We start from the raw sequence: 17,556 nt of genomic DNA, 5'->3' as shown, positions 1-17,556 counted from the left end.
CCCTATAGCCAATAAGCGCTGCGGGTCATCACGGTGGATGTCAGCGCCATTGCCTTCTTCACCCTTTCCGGCAACTCCGCCGCGCCGGCCTCGATAGCCACCGTCGCGTGTTGCGCTTCATCTTCACGCATCTGTTCTAAGATGGCCCGGCTTTGCTCATCCCCGGCGGGCAGGCGCGTCAAGTGATCCTCCAGATGTTTGACCACTTGGCGCTCGGTCTCCGCGACAAAACCCAGGCTCCATTTATCGCCCGCCAGCCCGGCCAGCGCGCCGATGGCGAATGAGCCTGCATACCAAAGCGGGTTGAGCAGGCTGATGTGACTGCCCAACTCTTGCGCGCGCTGTTCGCACCAGGCCAGATGATCGGTTTCCTCCTGTGCGGCGCGCTCCATGTGCTCGCGAACGGCTGGGGAGCGCGCGGTGAGTGCATGACCGCGATACAAGGCTTGCGCGGCGACCTCGCCCGCATGATTGACGCGCATGAGCCGCGCAGCCGCATCCCTGTGAGACGCACTGAGCGCCGCGTCATCGTGCCGCGCGGCGGGCGCTGGTCGGCTGCACTGAGACGGCGTGCACACGGTACGCAACGCCTGGTCCAGGCCAATGATTAAACTATCCAGCGGTGAGATTTTTCGGGCATTCATGTATTAAGGAAGCTCTGAAAAATATATCGCCAACCGCCAAGGCGCCAAGGCCGCCAAGAAAAGAGCTTGACGATTGTAAGGAAAAATCTTGGCGTTCTTGGCGTCTTGGCGGTTCAGTATGAATAAATCAGAGATCCCTTAAGGAGTTCATTAGCAGGCTGACATTGCAGCGTGACGGGAATCAGTGTCCCGGCGCATGCATAGCGCCGAGCTGCTTCATCAGGCCGAGTGCGTCACCCATCACCCATCCCATCGCGATCTTGCCCCCCTTGATGCGGAAGATCGCTATACCCGAATAACTCACCTGCTTGCCGGTGGGTGCAAGGCCGTACAGCTCGCCGCGATGACTGCCGCTGTAGGTCATCCGCGCCACCACCTGGTCGCCCTCGGCGATCAACTCCTCAATGGCGTTGTGGAAATCGGGAAAGGCGCCTCGCACCATCGCCATATATTCCTTAAAACTCATAATGCCGTGCACGGCGAAACCCAAGGAGCCGCGAAAGTTGATGTCGGCGGCGATCAGCTCGTCGGCAATGGCGGCATTCCACTTATTCCACAGCTCCTCGTAGTAGCGCCGGACGATGGCCTTGTTCTGTTCGATAGACATAGTGCACAGTATCAAATAGCCGCCGATAACTATCAAGCCTTTTCAGCTTGCAAGCCGCCGCCGGTTATTTGATACTGGTTCTGTGAGCGAACCCTATTACCGTCACCACCTGTTTTTCTGCACCAACCAGCGCGAGGCAGGGGCGGCCTGTTGCCAGAATCATGGCGCGCAGGCCCTGCGTGACTATGCCAAGACCCGCATCAAGGCCCTCGGCCTGCGCGGCGAGGGCCATGCGCGGGCGAATACCGCCGGCTGCATGGACCGCTGCGAAGAGGGGCCGGTGCTGGTCGTCTACCCCGAGGGGGTCTGGTATACCTACGTGGATAAAGAAGACATAGACGAGATTATTGAGGAACATATCCTTAACGGGCGTATCGTTGAGCGCCTGAGAATTTGAAACCGCTGCAAAACAAGAGGTTTGGCTTGAAACGAGCCGCAATGGCGCATCAAGGCAAAACCCGCAATTTTGCGGCGGTTCCAATCTAATCCCACATGGAAGCGACCCAGGCAGTGATCGAGGCGCGGGGGCTGCGCAAGTTTTACGGCGGCGTACCGGTGGTGGACGGCGTGGATCTGCGCGTGCGGCCCGGCGAATGTTTCGGGCTGCTCGGCCCCAACGGCGCGGGCAAGACCACCACGCTACGCATGCTGCTCGGCGTAACGCCCCCCGGCGGCGGCGCGCTCAAGGTGCTCGGTTATCCCGTGCCTGAACATGCGCGCGAAATGCGCGCGCGCATCGGTGTGGTGCCGCAGCAGGACAACCTCGACCCGGATTTTACAGTCATCGAAAACCTGCGTGTCTACGCCAGTTATTTCGGCCTCTCCGGTCCGGTGCTGGAGGCCCGCATCCATGAAGTATTGACCTTCGCCGCCTTGGAGGGCAAGGCGCAGGCGGGGATCAACACCTTATCCGGCGGCATGAAACGCCGGCTCACGCTGGCCCGCGCGCTCATCAACGACCCCCAACTGCTGATTCTCGATGAGCCCACCACCGGGCTCGACCCGCAGGCCCGACAGATGTTGTGGCAGCGCCTGCGCACCCTCATGGCGCAAGGCAAGACGCTGATTCTCACCACACACTACATGGAAGAGGCCGAGCGCCTGTGCAGTCGCATCGCGGTGATGGATCACGGACGCATCCTCGCCGAGGACAGCCCAGCGGGCCTCATTCAGCGCCACATCGAGCCGCAAGTGGTGGAAGTGCACGGCCCCGATGTCGAATCCTGGCTCAACGGCCCCGCGCGTGCGCTGATGGTGCGCGCCGAGCATATCGGCGAGACGGTGTTTTGCTACACCCACGACGCCCATGCCTTGCTCGCCGACTTGAGGGCATGCCCTCAACTGCGCTATCTGCACCGCCCCGGCAATCTGGAAGACGTGTTTCTCAAACTCACCGGACGCGATCTACGGGATTGAGCATGAGCCACCCCTTACCCGCCATGAGTCTGCGCTTCCTGCATGTCTGGCGGCGCAATTTTCTGGTGTGGCGCAAGCTGCTCGGCCCCGCCATGCTCGGTAACTTCATCGAGCCGCTGCTCTACCTGTTCGCGCTCGGCTTCGGGCTCGGCGCGTTTGTCGGCGAGATGCAGGGCATGCCCTACAGCGTGTTTCTCGCCTCAGGTTTGGTGTGCGCGAGCGCCATGAACACCGCGACCTTTGAAGCCCTGTTCTCCGCCTACACGCGCATGGCTCACCAGCAAACCTGGGGCGGCATGCTTGCCACACCGCTCATCGTGGATGACATCGCGTTGGGCGAGATAGTTTGGGCCGGCGCCAAGAGCCTGCTGTCGGTCGCGCCCATCGTCGCGGTGGCGGCGGGGCTGGGGCTGGTGCACGATCTGCGCGCGCTATGGGTGCTGCCGCTGGTGCTGCTGGCGGGTACGTCGTTTGCCGCGCTCGCGCTGTGCGTCACCGCGTTCGCCAAGAGTTATGACTTTTTCGTGTATTACTTCACGCTCGTCATTACCCCGATGTTTCTGTTAAGCGGCACCTTTTTCCCCTTGGAGGCCATGCCCAAGGCCGTGCGATGGGGGGCGCAGGTATTGCCCCTCACCCACGCCGTGGAGTTGGTGCGCCCGCTCATGACCGGACAGGCCCTCACCCATCCTCTCCTCCATCTGGGCGTCCTGATACTGTATGGCGCGGCGGGGCTGTATGTGGCCTGTATACTGCTGCGCCGCCGTCTGCTGGCCTGAAATTCTCCGTATTTCGTTGACGCCGTGCCCTCCCAACCTTTATAATGCGCGCGCTGTGAACAAGGCCAGGGGAACCGGGTTGGCGCTGATTGGAGTTGGCAGCATACTCTCCTCCATGGTGCTGGCCGGTCTGATATTGGGATATGGCCTCGATGTATGGTTGGATACCCTCCCCCTCTTCATGTTCATCCTTGGCTGCCTGGGGTTTGTGGGCGGTCTTCTGAAGGCTTATAAGCTGCTGAGCAGGCCGGAGTCGAAACAGTGAGGCGGAAGCAACCCGATCTCAGCAGTTCGCTGCCGGGCGCCGCGCGCACGGTGATGGTCTACGAAGTCGCCATCGCAGCGGGTGTGGCGCTGTTTTTTTTTGCGTTGCAGGGGGGGCTCCAGGCGTTGTCCGCGCTGTATGGGGGGCTCATTACCCTGATCATGACCCTGCTGCTCAGGCGCCGCGTGACGAAGCTCACGGAGGCCGCTACACAGGGCGCCGCCATCGGAGCGGCGGCGGTAGGGGTCATGCTACGGTTTTTGTGGGTGCTGCTGTTATTTGGATTGGGCTTTGCGGTATTCAAGTTCGATCCGCTCGCCAGCATTGTAGGGTTTGGTCTTGCCCAATTGGGCTATGTTATAGCGATGCGTAAGACATCACATTAAGGGTACGTGACGTGAGTGAAGCAGCCAGCTCGGGTGGAGGCGGGACCGTTGAATACATTCAACACCACCTCACCAATCTTTGCGCAGGCGACTGCGGTGGCGCCGGCTTTTGGGCCTGGCACCTCGATACCATCGTCATCAGCTTCCTGTTGGGCGCCCTGATCGTGACCGCCAGTTGGCGGCTCGGCCGCCGGCTGAGCCCGGATAAGCCCGGCGGCTTTCAGAACACGGTTGAAGCGATACTGGAATTTGTGAGCGGACAGGTCAGAGACGCCTTTCCCGGCCACAACCCGCTCATCGCGCCGCTCGCGCTCACCATCTTTCTCTGGGTGTTTCTGATGAACGCCATGGACCTGATCCCGGTGGACCTATTACCGTGGATCGGCGAGCATCTTGGCCTGGAGCACCTCAAGGTGGTGCCGACCACCGACCTCAGCACCACCCTGGCGATGTCTCTCAGCGTCTTCATCCTCATCATCTTCTATAACATCAAGGTGAAGGGCCCGGTGGGCTACCTCAAGATGTTTTTGTTCCACCCCTTCGGTAAGTATCTGATCCCGGTCAACATCGTCATGACTCTGATTGAGGAATTGGCTAAGCCCCTCAGCCTGGGCCTGCGACTGTTCGGCAACCTGTTTGCGGGCGAGCTGGTGTTTCTGCTCATCGCACTGATCGGCGGCACCCTGGTCACGGGCCTGTTCGGCTGGCTGTTCTGGTTCCCGTTGCAGGTTTCCCTGGATCTGGGCTGGCTGATCTTCCACCTGCTGGTCATCACCTTGCAGGCCTTCATCTTTATGGTACTGAGTATTGTGTATTTGGGGATGGCGCACTCAGAACACTAACAGCAGGGGCTAACTCAGGGTGAGGGGTGAGGCGAAATTCGCCTCACACCTCACTCCTTACGCCTCACTCACTAGCCCCTTAAGATTTTTCAATTTGCTATTTTAGGAGAGTAACCAATGACACCCGATATGATTGCAATGATTTATGCCTACACTGCGGTGGGCGTGGGCGTGATTCTGGCCGCTGCCGGTTTGGGCTCGGCCATCGGCTGGGGCCTGATCTGCGCCAAGACGCTGGAAGGCATTGCGCGCCAGCCCGAGATGCGCCCCGCGCTGATGACCAACATGTTCATCTTCGCCGGTCTGATGGAATCTTTCCCGTTCATCATTCTGGCGTTCGCGATGTGGTTCCTGTTCGCCAACCCGTTCGTCGGCGCTGTGCAAGCGGCGCTCAAGGCCGCCGGCGGCTAATACTTACCGCTGGCTGATTGTAGCGAGGCTGACCAGATGAATATCACAGTAACCCTGTTTGCCCAGATGGTGGCGTTCGCGCTGCTCATCTGGTTCGTCAATAAATTTCTGTGGGGGCCGCTCACCGCCATGATGGAGGCGCGCCAGAAGCGCATCGCCGATGGCCTGGCCGCCGCCGAAAAGGGCAAGCACGAGCAGGAGCTCGCGGAAAAGCGCGCCAAGGATCTGCTCCTCGCCGCCAAGAACCAGGCCGCTGAGATCATTTCCCAGGCCGAAAAACGCGCCTCCGAGATCGTCGAAGAGTCCAAGGGACAGGGTCGTGCGGAGGGTGAGCGCATCATCGTCGGCGCGCGCGCCGAGATCACCCAGGAGCTTAATCGCGCCAAAGAGGCGCTGCGTGGCCAGGTGGTCTCCATCGCCATCGCCGGCGCGGAAAAGATTCTGGCCCGCGAGATTGATCCCAAGACGCACGGCGACCTGCTCAACCAGCTTACCGCACGCATCTAGGCTTCCGAATACTCATGGCCGAAAAAACCACCATTGCCCGCCCCTATGCCCAGGCCGTGTTTGAATTGGCCAAGGCGCAGGGCAACCTCAAGGCGTGGTCGGAGCTGCTGGCCCTGGCTGCGGCTGTGGCGGCCGATCCGCAGATACAGAACCTGCTCGGCGATCCCCGCTGGGGCAAGGAACAATTGGCCAAACTGTTCCTGGAACTGGTGGGCGGACCCCTCGATCCCACGGGGCGCAATTTCATACAAGTCCTGATCGCCAATCGCCGCCTCGGCCTGCTGCCCGAAATCGCCGCCTTGTTCGAGGCCGAACGCGCCGTCGCGGAGGGCGCCCTGGAAGCGCAGGTGATCTCGGCCTATCCGCTCAGCGAACAACAGCAGGCCAAGATCGCCGCCACCCTGCAAGCACGCTACGGGCGCACCGTGAGCATCACTGCGCATATAGATAACTCGCTGCTGGGCGGTGTACTCATCCGCGCCGGCGACAGCGTCATAGACGGCACGGCGCGCGGCCAACTGGCGAAGCTTGCGAACGCGCTGGCCCAGTAAACCCGCATGCACCCATTGAAATTTCATTAAAGGAAGGCATCATGCAACTCAACCCTTCAGAAATCAGCAACCTTATAAAACAGCGCATCGAGAGTTTCGAGATCGTCAGCCAGGCGCGCACCGAGGGTACGGTGGTGTCCGTCACCGACGGCATCACCCGCGTGCACGGTCTGTCCGACGCGATGCAGGGCGAGATGCTGGAGTTCCCCGGCAACACCTTTGGCCTCGCGCTCAACCTGGAGCGCGACTCGGTCGGCGCGGTGGTGCTGGGCGAATACGAGCACATCCGCGAGGGCGACCCGGTCAAGTGCACCGGCCGCATTCTGGAAGTGCCGGTGGGCGAGGCGCTGATCGGCCGTGTGGTGAACTCGCTCGGCCAGCCGATAGACGGCAAGGGGCAGATCGCCGCTACCGAGACGGCGCCGATTGAAAAAATCGCGCCCGGCGTCATCGCGCGCCAGTCGGTGAGTCAGCCGGTGCAGACCGGCCTCAAGTCCATAGACTCGATGGTGCCCATCGGCCGCGGTCAGCGCGAGCTGATCATCGGCGACCGCCAAACCGGCAAGACGGCGGTGGCGGTAGACACCATCATCAACCAGAAAGGCCAGGACATGATTTGCATCTACGTGGCGATCGGGCAGAAGGCCTCGACCGTCGCCAACGTGGTGCGCAAGCTGGAAGAGTACGGCGCGATGGCGTATACCATTGTCGTAGCCGCCACCGCCTCGGAGTCCGCCGCGATGCAGTACATCGCCGCCTATTCCGGCTGCACCATGGGCGAATACTTCCGCGACCGCGGCCAGGATGCGCTGATCGTATACGATGACCTCACCAAGCAGGCCTGGGCCTACCGCCAGGTGTCGCTGCTGCTGCGCCGTCCGCCGGGCCGCGAGGCGTATCCGGGCGACGTGTTCTATCTGCACTCGCGCCTGTTGGAGCGCGCCGCGCGCGTGAACGCCGAGTACGTGGAGAAGATGACCGGCGGCAAGGTCAAGGGCAAGACCGGCTCGCTCACCGCGCTGCCCATCATCGAGACCCAGGCGGGCGACGTGTCCGCGTTCGTGCCGACCAACGTAATCTCGATCACCGACGGCCAGATCTTCCTGGAAACCGATTTGTTCAACGCCGGCATCCGGCCCGCGATCAACGCCGGTATCTCGGTGTCGCGCGTAGGCGGCGCGGCGCAGACCAAGGTCATCAAGAAACTGGGCGGCGGTGTGCGTCTGGCGCTGGCGCAGTACCGCGAACTGGCCGCCTTCGCGCAGTTCGCCTCGGACCTGGACGAGGCCACGCGCAAGCAGTTGGAGCGCGGCCGCATGGTGACCGAACTGATGAAGCAGCCGCAGTACGCGCCGATGAGCGTGGCGCAAATGGCGGTCACGCTGTTCGCGGTGAACAAGGGCTATTTTGACGACGTGGAAGTGAAGAAGGCGCTGGCCTTTGAGTCCGCGCTGCATGCCTACATGAAGAGCAAACACGCCGCGATCGTAGACAAGATCACCACCACCAAGGATCTCGACGCCGAGGCGGAGAAGGCCCTGGCGCTCGCCATCGAAGAGTTCAAGAAAACCGCGGTGTACTAGACATGGCCAGCGGCAAGGAAATACGCGCCAAGATCAAGAGCGTGCAGAACACGCGCAAGATCACCAAGGCGATGGAAATGGTGGCGGCATCCAAGATGCGCAAGGCGCAGGAGCGCATGCGCGCGTCGCGTCCCTATGGCGAAAAGATACGCAACGTCGCCGCGCACATGAGCCGCGCCAGCGTGGAGTACCGCCATCCGTTCCTGGTCAAGCGTGCTGAGGTCAAGAACGTGGGCGTGATTGTGGTCACCTCCGACAAGGGTTTGTGCGGCGGCCTTAACACCAACGTGCTGCGCCTGGCGCTGGGCAAGCTGAAGGAATGGGAAGGCGCCAAGACCGGCACGCGGGTCTGCCCCATCGGCAACAAGGGGCTGGGTTTCATGAACCGCCTGGGCGCGCGCATCACGTCGCAAGTCACCGGCCTCGGCGACACGCCGCATCTGGAAAAACTGATCGGCGCGGTAAAGGTGATGCTGGATGATTATTCCAGCGGCGATATTGACGCGCTGTATATTTTTTATACCCGTTTCATCAACACCATGAAGCAGGAGCCGGTGATGGAGCAACTGCTGCCGCTGTCCGGCGAAAAGCTGAGCGGCGGCGCCGAGGGCGTGTGGGATTACCTGTACGAGCCGGACGCGAAAACCGCGATAGACGCCGTCATGGTGCGCTATATCGAGGCGTTGGTGTATCAGGCGGTGGCGGAAAACTTGGCCTCCGAGCAAAGCGCGCGCATGGTGGCGATGAAGTCCGCATCCGACAACGCCGGCAACGTGATTGACGAATTGAAACTGGTTTACAACAAGACCCGCCAGGCGGCGATCACCAAGGAGCTGTCGGAAATCGTGGGCGGCGCCGCAGCCGTGTAAACAGACCCTGCTCCCTCTGGGAGCAGGCAACCCACTCCCCCTCGCCCCTTTGGGGAGAGGGCCGGGGAGGGGGCGGCAGGCAAAACGAATTTTCAGTAAACGCATTTTAATTTTTGTAGAGGAATGTGAACATGAATCCAGGAACGATAGTTCAGTGCATCGGCGCGGTGGTGGACGTGCAGTTCCCGCGCGAGGGGATGCCCAGGGTGTATGACGCCTTATTGCTCGATGAGCAGGTCAACAGCAGCGCCGAGCCGGGCCTTACCTTCGAGGTGCAGCAGCAACTGGGCGACGGCGTGGTGCGCACCATTGCGATGGGTTCGAGCGACGGCCTGCGCCGCGGCATGAAGGTAAAAAATACCGGCGCACCGATTTCGGTGCCGGTCGGTCACGGCACGTTGGGCCGCATCATGGATGTGCTCGGCCGTCCGATAGACGACGTCGGCCCGATCAAATCCGGCGAACGCCGTCCCATTCATGCGAAGGCGCCGAAATTCGACGAGCTGTCGCCTTCGGTAGACCTGCTCGAAACCGGCATCAAGGTCATTGACCTGGTGTGTCCGTTCGCCAAGGGCGGCAAGGTCGGCCTGTTCGGCGGCGCGGGCGTGGGCAAGACCGTGAACATGCTGGAGCTGATCAACAATATCGCCAAGGAGCACTCCGGTCTGTCGGTGTTCGCCGGTGTGGGCGAGCGCACGCGCGAGGGTAACGACTTCTATCACGAAATGTCGGAAGCGGGCGTCATCAAACTCGACAACCTGCCCGAATCCAAGGTGGCGATGGTGTTCGGCCAGATGAACGAGCCGCCCGGCAACCGTCTGCGCGTTGCGCTGTCCGGTCTCACCATGGCCGAGGCCTTCCGCGACGAAGGCCGCGACATTCTGTTCTTCGTGGACAACATCTACCGCTATACCCTGGCCGGCACCGAAGTATCGGCGCTGCTGGGCCGCATGCCTTCCGCCGTGGGCTACCAGCCGACGCTGGCGGAGGAAATGGGCCGCCTGCAAGAACGTATCACCTCGACCAAGGTCGGCTCGATTACTTCAATTCAAGCGGTGTACGTGCCCGCCGACGATTTGACCGATCCGTCTCCCGCGACCACCTTCCTGCACCTGGATTCCACCGTGGTGCTGTCGCGTGATATCGCTTCACTGGGTATTTATCCCGCCGTGGACCCGCTGGATTCCACCTCGCGCCAGCTCGATCCGCTGGTGGTGGGCGAAGAGCACTACAACACGGCGCGCTCGGTGCAGGCCACCCTGCAACGCTACAAGGAACTGCGCGACATCATCGCGATTCTGGGTATGGACGAACTGTCGCCGGAAGACAAGCTGGCCGTGGCGCGCGCGCGCAAGATACAGCGCTTCCTGTCGCAGCCGTTCCACGTGGCCGAAGTATTCACCGGCAGTCCCGGAAAATACGTGACGCTCAAAGAAACCATCCGCGGCTTCAAGGGCATTGTCAACGGCGAATACGACCACCTGCCGGAGCAGGCGTTCTACATGGTCGGGACGATTGATGAGGCGGTAGAGAAGGCGAAGACGCTTTGAAATACAGAGGCAAGAGAAAAGAGGCAAGAGAAAAGATGGGCAGGGAAGCAGAAGAGCTTTTACTTTTCTCATTTCTCTTGTATCTTTGCTCTGTTTGATTATGGCCATGACCCTGCACGTAGACATCGTAAGCGCCGAGGCGGAGATTTTCTCCGGTACCGCGGAGCGGGTGTTCGCCCCCGGCGTGATGGGCGAACTCGGCATCCTGCCGCGCCACGCCCCCTTGCTCACCACGCTGCGTCCGGGTGAAGTGCGCGTTGAACTGCCCGGCGGCGAGGAGCAGTCCTTTTACGTCTCCAGCGGCATGCTGGAGATACAGCCGCATGTGGTCACCATCCTCTCCGACACCGCGCTGCGCGCGCATGACCTGGACGAGGCCAAGTCACTGGAGGCCAAGCGCGCCGCAGAAGAGGCCATGAAAAACAAGACCGGGACGATGGAAATCGCCAAGGCCCAGGCTGAACTGGCCGAGGCGGTGGCGCAGCTCGAAACCATCAAGCGCCTGCGCAAAAAATCAGGACGCTGATCCCCACCTTGCGTCAAGGCTCTCCTCGACGCTGCCCCTATCAGGATGTTGAAAAAAGGCCGTCCTTGGCCTTTTCCAACTCGGCCGCTCCTGCGCACCCCTGCCCCGCACGCAGGCTGTATTTGAACAGCCTGCTGGTTTATCCTTAAAGCTATGGGCCTAAGCGTTGTCATCCTCGCCGCCGGACAGGGCACGCGCATGCGTTCCCCGCTTCCCAAGGTGCTGCATCGCCTGGCCGGAAAATCCCTGCTTGAGCATGTCGTCGCCACCGCCCTGAAGCTGGACGCCGGCAAGATCCTGGTCGTTTACGGCCATGGCGGCGACGCCGTGCCTAAACAACTGATCCGGCTTCCGGTACAATGGGTGGAGCAGGCCCCACAGTGGGGTACCGGCCATGCAATAGCTCAGGCGTTACCGCACATCCCCGCTGCCGACACCGTATTGGTACTCTATGGCGATGTGCCGTTGATCAGCGCGGCAACGCTGCAAAAATTGCTTACCCAAGCCGGCCGGGAAGGTTTTGGTTTGCTCACCGCGCGCCTTGCCGATCCGCAAGGCTACGGCCGCATTGCGCGCGATGGCCAAGGCCAGGTGCTGCGCATCGTCGAACACAAGGATGCGACACCCATCGAGCGCGAGATCGGCGAGGTCAACACCGGTATGATGGCCATGCCCGCGGAGCGGCTGAGGGGCTGGCTGTCTCAAATCTCCAACAACAACAGCCAGAACGAATATTATCTTACCGACATCATCGCACTGGCGGTGCGGGAAGGGGTCAAGATCGCCACTGTGCTGGCCGATACAGCTACTGAGATCATGGGCGTCAACACCAAACAACAACTCGCCGAACTGGAGCGTCATCACCAGCGCACCCAGGCCGAGCAGCTTATGTTACAGGGCGTGACGTTGTGCGACCCGGCGCGCTTTGACCTGCGCGGCGAGCTGACGGTGGGCACGGATGTGGTGCTGGATATCAATGTCATCATCGAGGGCAAGGTAACGCTGGGTGACCGGGTGCGGATCGGCCCCAATAACTGGATCCGCAACACCGCCATCGGCGACGATGTACAGATACTGCCGAATTGCGTCATCGAGGATGCCGTCATCGCCGCCGGTTGCCGCATCGGTCCCTTCGCGCGCATCCGTCCTGAAACCAGACTCGCCGAGGGGACGCATATCGGCAACTTTGTCGAGATCAAAAAGTCCACGGTCGGCGCGAATTCCAGGATCAATCACCTGAGCTACGTGGGCGATAGCACCGTGGGGCGCGACGTGAACATCGGCGCGGGGACTATCACCTGCAATTATGACGGGGCGAGCAAGCATCAAACCGTGATTGAAGACGGGGTATTCATCGGTTCGGATACGCAACTGGTCGCGCCGGTCACCGTGGGTCGTGGCGCGACCATCGGCGCGGGTTCCACGATTACCCGTGATGTACCGCCGGACAAGCTCACACTCAGCCGCGCCCAACAAGAGACGCGGGAAAACTGGAAGCGGCCGGTGAAAAAAGTCAAAGGGAAGGAGTAAGGCATTGGACGTGAGGCGTTAGGAGTGAGGAGTGAGAGGTAAAGCGGGTTTCTCCTCACCCCTTACCCCTCACTCTTTACGAGGTTCTAATTATGTGCGGAATAGTCGGTGCAGTCGCCCAACGCGACGTGCTAGGTTCCCTGGTGGAGGGCCTCAAACGGCTGGAATACCGGGGCTACGACTCAGCCGGCGCGGTGGTGCTGGATGCAAAGGGTAAGCTTGCGCGGGCGCGCGCGGTGGGGAAGGTCACCGAGCTTGAGCAGCATCTGATCGGCAAGTCGCTGCTGGGCCATACCGGCATCGCGCACACGCGCTGGGCCACGCACGGCGCGCCCAGTGAGGCCAATGCCCACCCGCACATCTGCCGCGGCACTGTGGCCGTGGTGCACAACGGCATCATCGAAAATCATGAAGAACTGCGCGCCCAGCAGATCAAGGCGGGGTACGAATTCACCTCGCAGACCGACACCGAGGTGGTGGTGCATCAAATACACAGCCACCTGCAATCGGGTGATAATTTATTTGACGCCGTGCGCGCAACCGTCGCGGAATTGCTGGGCGCCTACGCACTAGGTGTCATCAGTGTTACGGACCCCAACCGCCTCGTCGCGGCCCGGCGCGGCAGTCCTCTGGTGATCGGCCTCGGCGAGGGGGAGAACTTCATCGCCTCGGACGTGGCGGCGCTGTTGCCCGTGACCAGGCGCTTTATCATCCTCGAAGACGGCGACATCGCCGATATCACCAAAGACAGTGTGCGTGTCATCAACTCAGCCGGCCTACAGGCGGATCGTAAGATCCATATCAGCAACTTGACGGCGGATGCGGTTGAACGCGGCGAATACCGGCATTACATGCTCAAGGAGATTTTTGAGCAATCGCGCGCGGTGAGCGACACCCTGGAGGGCCGCATCTTCGAAGGGCGGGTCCTGGAAGAGTCTTTCGGGCCCGGCGCCGGCAAGATATTCGACGAGATTCAAGGGGTACACATCATCGCCTGCGGCACCAGTTACCACGCCGGGATGATTGCGCGTTACTGGCTGGAGTCGTTGGCGGGCGTCCCGTGCAGCGTGGAAGTGGCGAGTGAATTCCGCTACCGGAAACCGGTCGTGCGGCGTAACTCGCTCATCGTCTCGCTGTCGCAATCCGGCGAGACCGCCGACACCCTGGCCGCCCTGCATGAGGCGAAAAAACTGGGCTTTGGACATTCGCTGGCGATCTGCAACGTGCCGGAGAGTTCGCTGGTGCGCGAGTCCGAGTTGGTGCTCATGACCCGCGCCGGGCCCGAGATCGGCGTCGCCTCCACCAAGGCCTTCACCACGCAACTGGTCGCTCTGCTCATCCTGGTGGTGGTATTGGGCCGCAGGCACGGCATGAGCAAGGAATTGGAGGGGGAGATCGTCCGCGAACTCGAGCGGGTGCCCGCCCAGATCACGCAGACCCTGGAACTCAATAAACAGATTCAAATCCTCGCCGAACGCTTTGCCGACAAAAATCACGCCTTGTTCCTGGGGCGCGGCGCGCACTATCCCGTCGCGATGGAAGGCGCGTTGAAGCTCAAGGAAATCTCTTACATCCATGCCGAGGCCTATCCGGCCGGCGAGCTGAAGCACGGCCCGCTGGCGCTGGTGGATGCCGATATGCCCGTCATCGCCGTCGCGCCCAACAACGACCTCCTGGAAAAGCTCAAGTCCAATTTGCAAGAGGTGCGCGCGCGCGGCGGCCAGTTGATTGTGTTTGCCGACGCCTCCTCCGGGGTAAGATCCACTGAGGGGGTAGAGGTCATTAACGTCGCGCACAGTGAGGACTATGTCTCACCGATTATTTATACCGTGCCACTGCAACTGCTTGCCTACCATGTCGCGGTCCTCAAAGGCACCGATGTGGACAAGCCGCGTAACCTGGCGAAGTCGGTGACGGTGGAGTAACCTTATTCTTGTGATGAAAAGGCTTCACCACTGAGGACGCGGAGGAGAAGCAACGTCAGAAAATAAGGCTACAACGTTATAATGTGACTCCTGAGTAAAAACCCTGTTTACTCTACCCCCACCCTGTCCCGCCCCCTCAATAGGGGGCGGAGACGTAGCATGAAGTGTAGTCTTAATTACTGACTTATGAGTAACTTGTCAAAGCCTCATCTGTAAAATCTCTCCAACCTCCTCATCCGTAAGCACAATCGGATTGGTCTTCATGCTGCTGCCGCGCGAGTGTTTTACAATGTGCTCAACGTCGGCGGTGGTTACTCCGTAATTTCTCAGCGGCGGCAAGCTGAGCCGCTCTGTCCAATCGGTTAAGATTTTTATAAGTGCGTTGCACGCCACTATGGTGTTGCTGTACTCGTTTCGAGTAAGCAGTTCACCCAGCCGCGCATATTTTATCAGCGCGGGATGCTCAGGTTCACGGCTCTGTAGCGCGCGGATATTGATCTCGCTCGCCGCCGCGACCAGCGTACCGCAGACGACACCGTGTGGAATCGGAAAGAAGGCGCCCAACGGTGATGCGAGGCCATGCACCGAACCCAGACCTACCTGAGCGAGCGTAATACCGGAGAGCAGCGCGGCATACGCCATGTTGCGGCTTTGCGCGCCGCCCTGTTCATACCAGGGCAGCAAACCATCGCGCGCCGCCTCGATGCCGCTCCAGGCAAGCGCGTCGGTAAAGGGATTGGCCTTGAGGGAGACATAGGATTCGATCAGCTGGGTGAGCGCATCCATGCCATTGGCGGCGATGAGTTCCGGCGGGCACGTAGCCAGCAGTTCCGGATCTACCACCGCGTAACGCGGCACCAGCAATTCGTGGCGAAATGATTTCTTGAAGCCCTGTTTGCCCGGCTGGCTTAACACCGCATTTTTGGTCGCCTCGCTGCCGGTGCCCGCTGTTGTAGGCGCGGCGATGAACGGCAGCGCAGGGCCTTGATAAGGCAGCTCGGGACCGACGCCCTCCAAATAATCCATCACGGAGTGGTCCACCCGCAACAGGCCGGCGATCGCCTTTGCGCCATCCAAAACGCTCCCGCCGCCAACACCCAGCACCACTTCGATCCGCGCTTCGCGCAGATCACGCACGGCCTGATCCACAAACGCCGGGGAGGGCTCGCCGGCCACAGTGATGTGTTCCCACGAAATTCCGGATTGCTTTAACGCCTCTGTCAACGAGTGCCAATGTATGGTGCATTGCAAGCTATGTGCGCCCGTGACAACCAATGCGCGCATACCGAACGAGGCGACGAGATCCGCTGTCTCTTTGAAACGGCCGGCACCGAATATAATTTGTGGAAGACGCGACAGGCTGAAAGCCGGAATGTTCACGCGGACTTCTCTTGCGGAAATAAACCGCGGTAGGTGACTCCCTGTCTTGGGGCGGCCATCCAATTCGCCACCGCGTCACGCCACTTCAGATAATGCGCGGTCTGCTTGTGAGCCGCGGCGTCTTCCGCCGTAGCGTAGGCCTCGTACAAAATAAAACGAGCCGGGTCTTCCGCCGACTGCAGCACATCGAAACGCCGGTTGCCGGGCTCACGCACCGAGGCCTCGTGATTGGCCTGGGTGGCGGTGATGAAGTCGTCTATGTGTTGGGACAGCACATGAACATGTACCAGGGTGGTGTGCATAATGTGAATTAACTCATATTGAATTGATCTTCAAACCGTTAAGATTGTAGCCGGTTTTCGGAAGGAGTAGCATTGAATAAACGAGCCCGTGAAGGCGCCCTCTCTGATCTGCGGCTAAAGGAGACTTTATGATACCAGTCCGTACACTGTTTGTTTCCCCAGCCTTGTTTCTCGGCGCAACCATAGCGCCCGGCCTTGCTCAAGCCGCCCCCGTGGTCACGCCTCAAATAGACAGTTTTGAGGTGGACGCCGTGGACAAACTCGACCCCGGAACCGATCTGGTTTTTACCCTGGAAGGCACACCCGCTTCAAAGGCGACACTCAGGATTACGGGTGTGAAACGCATCATTCCCATGCAAGAAGTTGAACCGGGGATCTATGAAGCGGAATACACCATCAAACTCAAGGATCGCCTCACCGCCAACACCGTCGTGCGCGCCGCCTGCGCCGCGGGAGCCGGGTCGCAACCGCAAAGCTGGATCAGCCGCTCATGATCGCCAAAGCAGCCCCGGTGGCGACGCCCAAACCCGTGCTGCCGGTGATTGAGCAATTCAGGATGGCCCCGGTGCAGGGGATGGACCCCGGCACTGAGCTAAAATTCACGCTCAAAGGCGCCCCCAATGCCAAGGCGGGTTTCTCGATTGAAGGCGTGGCGGAAAAATCTCCCTCTGGCCGAGACTACGGTTGGCTCGGGCGTTTACGAAGGCCGCTACACCATCCGCCGCGATGACAACTTCCCGCCGGGCGTCAATATAACGGCTACATTGGTGCTGGGTGAACAATCGGCGCACGCCCGACTTGAGCAGATGGGCAAGGATAAAGACTCCCCGGTTATTAAAAACCTGCGGCCCTTTGACGGCGAGACCGTCTCCATCCCTAACCCTATCATTATATCGGCCACGCTCGACGATGGCAGCGGGTCGGGCGTAGACCCCCGTTCCGTGCGCATCCTGCTTAATGACCGGGATGTCACCCGCGACAGCGGCATTACCGCCAGCGCCGTAAAGCATCAAATCCCGCAAGGTCTGGAGCGGGGCCAGTATCGCGTGGAGATACTCGCCAAAGACTTGGCCGGGAACTCCGCCCGTGCGGCATGGAGTTTTGCCGTTCAGCCCGGGGAAAGCACCGACAGGCTTTTGCCGCTCGATATTTACGGCCCTGCCAACAACAATGAGGTCAGCGGTAACAAGATCGAGGTGCGGGGACGTAGCTGGCCCAACACCAACATAGACGTGGAGGTCGAAGCCAGCACCTCCATCGTGGGGCCGTTTGGCGTCAAACAAAACATCCTCAAGAAGAGTCTGCAGACTGACTCAGGGGGCTATTTTGACTTTGCCTTCGAGCCACTCATCAAGCAGCGCGGTACGCGCTATGAGGCGACGCTGAAGGCCACCCATGGCGACCAGACCAAGGAACAGACCCTCATACTATTCCAAAGGTGACCTTGCCACAGATGCCAGGGGGTGAAACATCTCGCCGGCCA

The 17,556-nt window shown here is 60.6% G+C and carries 22 protein-coding genes; 18 read left to right on the top strand and 4 right to left on the bottom strand.

The window, feature by feature from the left end; all coding sequences use genetic code 11:
- Nucleotides 1-2 precede the first annotated feature (2 nt).
- Nucleotides 3-644, bottom strand: a complete 642-nt coding sequence (gene coq7 / locus HY028_06810) for a 2-polyprenyl-3-methyl-6-methoxy-1,4-benzoquinone monooxygenase (GenBank protein ID MBI3344546.1) — start codon at nucleotides 642-644, stop codon at nucleotides 3-5.
- 181 nt (nucleotides 645-825) lie between these two features.
- Nucleotides 826-1,251 (bottom strand): ester cyclase, encoded by a 426-nt coding sequence (locus HY028_06805; protein MBI3344545.1) that lies wholly within the window; start codon nucleotides 1,249-1,251, stop codon nucleotides 826-828.
- Nucleotides 1,252-1,333: 82 nt separating this feature from the next.
- Between HY028_06805 and HY028_06800 the strand changes: the two genes are divergently transcribed.
- The 15 genes from HY028_06800 to glmS all read left to right on the top strand — a co-directional run bounded on the left by HY028_06800 (nucleotide 1,334) and on the right by glmS (nucleotide 14,391).
- The gene (locus HY028_06800; protein ID MBI3344544.1) at nucleotides 1,334-1,648 is read left to right on the top strand and encodes an NAD(P)H-dependent oxidoreductase subunit E; all 315 of its coding nucleotides are present in this window, start codon (nucleotides 1,334-1,336) and stop codon (nucleotides 1,646-1,648) included.
- Nucleotides 1,649-1,743: 95 nt separating this feature from the next.
- Nucleotides 1,744-2,667 carry an ATP-binding cassette domain-containing protein gene (locus HY028_06795; GenBank protein ID MBI3344543.1) on the top strand — a complete coding sequence of 308 codons (924 nt, stop codon included), beginning with the start codon at nucleotides 1,744-1,746 and terminating at the stop codon, nucleotides 2,665-2,667.
- 2 nt (nucleotides 2,668-2,669) lie between these two features.
- Complete coding sequence (locus HY028_06790; GenBank protein MBI3344542.1) at nucleotides 2,670-3,446, top strand: ABC transporter permease; 777 nt, start codon at nucleotides 2,670-2,672, stop codon at nucleotides 3,444-3,446.
- 55 nt (nucleotides 3,447-3,501) lie between these two features.
- The gene (locus HY028_06785; protein MBI3344541.1) at nucleotides 3,502-3,711 is read left to right on the top strand and encodes an AtpZ/AtpI family protein; all 210 of its coding nucleotides are present in this window, start codon (nucleotides 3,502-3,504) and stop codon (nucleotides 3,709-3,711) included.
- Nucleotides 3,708-4,097, top strand: a complete 390-nt coding sequence (locus HY028_06780; protein ID MBI3344540.1) for an ATP synthase subunit I — start codon at nucleotides 3,708-3,710, stop codon at nucleotides 4,095-4,097. The genes HY028_06785 and HY028_06780 overlap by 4 nt, the downstream gene beginning before the upstream one ends.
- An 11-nt stretch (nucleotides 4,098-4,108) precedes the next feature.
- Nucleotides 4,109-4,939 carry a F0F1 ATP synthase subunit A gene (gene atpB / locus HY028_06775; protein ID MBI3344539.1) on the top strand — a complete coding sequence of 277 codons (831 nt, stop codon included), beginning with the start codon at nucleotides 4,109-4,111 and terminating at the stop codon, nucleotides 4,937-4,939.
- 117 nt (nucleotides 4,940-5,056) lie between these two features.
- Nucleotides 5,057-5,350 (top strand): F0F1 ATP synthase subunit C, encoded by a 294-nt coding sequence (gene atpE, locus HY028_06770; protein ID MBI3344538.1) that lies wholly within the window; start codon nucleotides 5,057-5,059, stop codon nucleotides 5,348-5,350.
- Nucleotides 5,351-5,386: 36 nt separating this feature from the next.
- A complete protein-coding gene (locus HY028_06765) occupies nucleotides 5,387-5,857 on the top strand; it encodes a F0F1 ATP synthase subunit B (protein ID MBI3344537.1) in 471 nt (156 codons plus the stop codon).
- 14 nt (nucleotides 5,858-5,871) lie between these two features.
- Nucleotides 5,872-6,408, top strand: coding sequence for a F0F1 ATP synthase subunit delta (locus HY028_06760; protein MBI3344536.1), 537 nt, complete (start codon nucleotides 5,872-5,874; stop codon nucleotides 6,406-6,408).
- 41 nt (nucleotides 6,409-6,449) lie between these two features.
- Nucleotides 6,450-7,991, top strand: coding sequence for a F0F1 ATP synthase subunit alpha (locus HY028_06755; GenBank protein ID MBI3344535.1), 1,542 nt, complete (start codon nucleotides 6,450-6,452; stop codon nucleotides 7,989-7,991).
- A 2-nt stretch (nucleotides 7,992-7,993) separates the two neighbouring features.
- Entirely contained in the window at nucleotides 7,994-8,860 is an 867-nt protein-coding gene (gene atpG / locus HY028_06750; GenBank protein ID MBI3344534.1) for a F0F1 ATP synthase subunit gamma, read from the top strand.
- Between the two features lie 131 nt (nucleotides 8,861-8,991).
- Complete coding sequence (gene atpD / locus HY028_06745) at nucleotides 8,992-10,410, top strand: F0F1 ATP synthase subunit beta (protein MBI3344533.1); 1,419 nt, start codon at nucleotides 8,992-8,994, stop codon at nucleotides 10,408-10,410.
- 100 nt (nucleotides 10,411-10,510) lie between these two features.
- Complete coding sequence (locus HY028_06740) at nucleotides 10,511-10,936, top strand: F0F1 ATP synthase subunit epsilon (protein ID MBI3344532.1); 426 nt, start codon at nucleotides 10,511-10,513, stop codon at nucleotides 10,934-10,936.
- A 153-nt stretch (nucleotides 10,937-11,089) separates the two neighbouring features.
- A complete protein-coding gene (gene glmU, locus HY028_06735) occupies nucleotides 11,090-12,466 on the top strand; it encodes a bifunctional UDP-N-acetylglucosamine diphosphorylase/glucosamine-1-phosphate N-acetyltransferase GlmU (protein ID MBI3344531.1) in 1,377 nt (458 codons plus the stop codon).
- Nucleotides 12,467-12,558: 92 nt separating this feature from the next.
- On the top strand, nucleotides 12,559-14,391 hold the full coding sequence (gene glmS / locus HY028_06730) for a glutamine--fructose-6-phosphate transaminase (isomerizing) (protein ID MBI3344530.1): 1,833 nt from the start codon (nucleotides 12,559-12,561) through the stop codon (nucleotides 14,389-14,391).
- Between the two features lie 198 nt (nucleotides 14,392-14,589).
- Here glmS and HY028_06725 read toward each other — a convergent pair whose 3' ends face one another.
- Nucleotides 14,590-15,765 carry an iron-containing alcohol dehydrogenase gene (locus HY028_06725; GenBank protein MBI3344529.1) on the bottom strand — a complete coding sequence of 392 codons (1,176 nt, stop codon included), beginning with the start codon at nucleotides 15,763-15,765 and terminating at the stop codon, nucleotides 14,590-14,592.
- Nucleotides 15,766-15,767: 2 nt separating this feature from the next.
- Nucleotides 15,768-16,073: an antibiotic biosynthesis monooxygenase gene (locus HY028_06720; protein ID MBI3344528.1), complete on the bottom strand. Its 306-nt coding sequence runs from the start codon at nucleotides 16,071-16,073 to the stop codon at nucleotides 15,768-15,770.
- Nucleotides 16,074-16,201: 128 nt separating this feature from the next.
- On the opposite strand from HY028_06720, the gene HY028_06715 reads away from it, so the two are divergent.
- The 3 genes from HY028_06715 to HY028_06705 are packed head-to-tail and all read left to right on the top strand — an operon-like array spanning nucleotide 16,202 to nucleotide 17,515.
- A complete protein-coding gene (locus tag HY028_06715) occupies nucleotides 16,202-16,567 on the top strand; it encodes a hypothetical protein (protein ID MBI3344527.1) in 366 nt (121 codons plus the stop codon).
- Nucleotides 16,564-16,803, top strand: coding sequence for a hypothetical protein (locus HY028_06710; protein ID MBI3344526.1), 240 nt, complete (start codon nucleotides 16,564-16,566; stop codon nucleotides 16,801-16,803). Before HY028_06715 ends, HY028_06710 begins: the two co-directional genes overlap by 4 nt.
- On the top strand, nucleotides 16,715-17,515 hold the full coding sequence (locus HY028_06705; protein ID MBI3344525.1) for a hypothetical protein: 801 nt from the start codon (nucleotides 16,715-16,717) through the stop codon (nucleotides 17,513-17,515). The genes HY028_06710 and HY028_06705 overlap by 89 nt, the downstream gene beginning before the upstream one ends.
- Nucleotides 17,516-17,556: the final 41 nt, after the last annotated feature.

The sequence above is a fragment of the Gammaproteobacteria bacterium genome (genome assembly GCA_016195665.1).
Taxonomy (GTDB): Bacteria; Pseudomonadota; Gammaproteobacteria; order SURF-13; family SURF-13; genus JACPZD01.
This window is presented reverse-complemented; position numbering and strand designations above follow the sequence as displayed.

Excerpts from the sequence above, each read along its gene's own strand:
- coq7 (MBI3344546.1), bottom strand. The coding sequence starts at position 644 with ATGAATGCCCGAAAAATCTCACCGCTGGATAGTTTAATCATTGGCCTG.
- HY028_06805 (MBI3344545.1), bottom strand. The coding sequence starts at position 1,251 with ATGTCTATCGAACAGAACAAGGCCATCGTCCGGCGCTACTACGAGGAG.
- HY028_06795 (MBI3344543.1), top strand. The coding sequence starts at position 1,744 with ATGGAAGCGACCCAGGCAGTGATCGAGGCGCGGGGGCTGCGCAAGTTT.
- HY028_06790 (MBI3344542.1), top strand. The coding sequence starts at position 2,670 with ATGAGCCACCCCTTACCCGCCATGAGTCTGCGCTTCCTGCATGTCTGG.
- atpE (MBI3344538.1), top strand. The coding sequence starts at position 5,057 with ATGACACCCGATATGATTGCAATGATTTATGCCTACACTGCGGTGGGC.
- HY028_06765 (MBI3344537.1), top strand. The coding sequence starts at position 5,387 with ATGAATATCACAGTAACCCTGTTTGCCCAGATGGTGGCGTTCGCGCTG.
- HY028_06760 (MBI3344536.1), top strand. The coding sequence starts at position 5,872 with ATGGCCGAAAAAACCACCATTGCCCGCCCCTATGCCCAGGCCGTGTTT.
- HY028_06755 (MBI3344535.1), top strand. The coding sequence starts at position 6,450 with ATGCAACTCAACCCTTCAGAAATCAGCAACCTTATAAAACAGCGCATC.
- atpG (MBI3344534.1), top strand. The coding sequence starts at position 7,994 with ATGGCCAGCGGCAAGGAAATACGCGCCAAGATCAAGAGCGTGCAGAAC.
- atpD (MBI3344533.1), top strand. The coding sequence starts at position 8,992 with ATGAATCCAGGAACGATAGTTCAGTGCATCGGCGCGGTGGTGGACGTG.
- HY028_06740 (MBI3344532.1), top strand. The coding sequence starts at position 10,511 with ATGGCCATGACCCTGCACGTAGACATCGTAAGCGCCGAGGCGGAGATT.
- glmU (MBI3344531.1), top strand. The coding sequence starts at position 11,090 with ATGGGCCTAAGCGTTGTCATCCTCGCCGCCGGACAGGGCACGCGCATG.
- glmS (MBI3344530.1), top strand. The coding sequence starts at position 12,559 with ATGTGCGGAATAGTCGGTGCAGTCGCCCAACGCGACGTGCTAGGTTCC.
- HY028_06720 (MBI3344528.1), bottom strand. The coding sequence starts at position 16,073 with ATGCACACCACCCTGGTACATGTTCATGTGCTGTCCCAACACATAGAC.
- HY028_06715 (MBI3344527.1), top strand. The coding sequence starts at position 16,202 with ATGATACCAGTCCGTACACTGTTTGTTTCCCCAGCCTTGTTTCTCGGC.
- HY028_06710 (MBI3344526.1), top strand. The coding sequence starts at position 16,564 with ATGATCGCCAAAGCAGCCCCGGTGGCGACGCCCAAACCCGTGCTGCCG.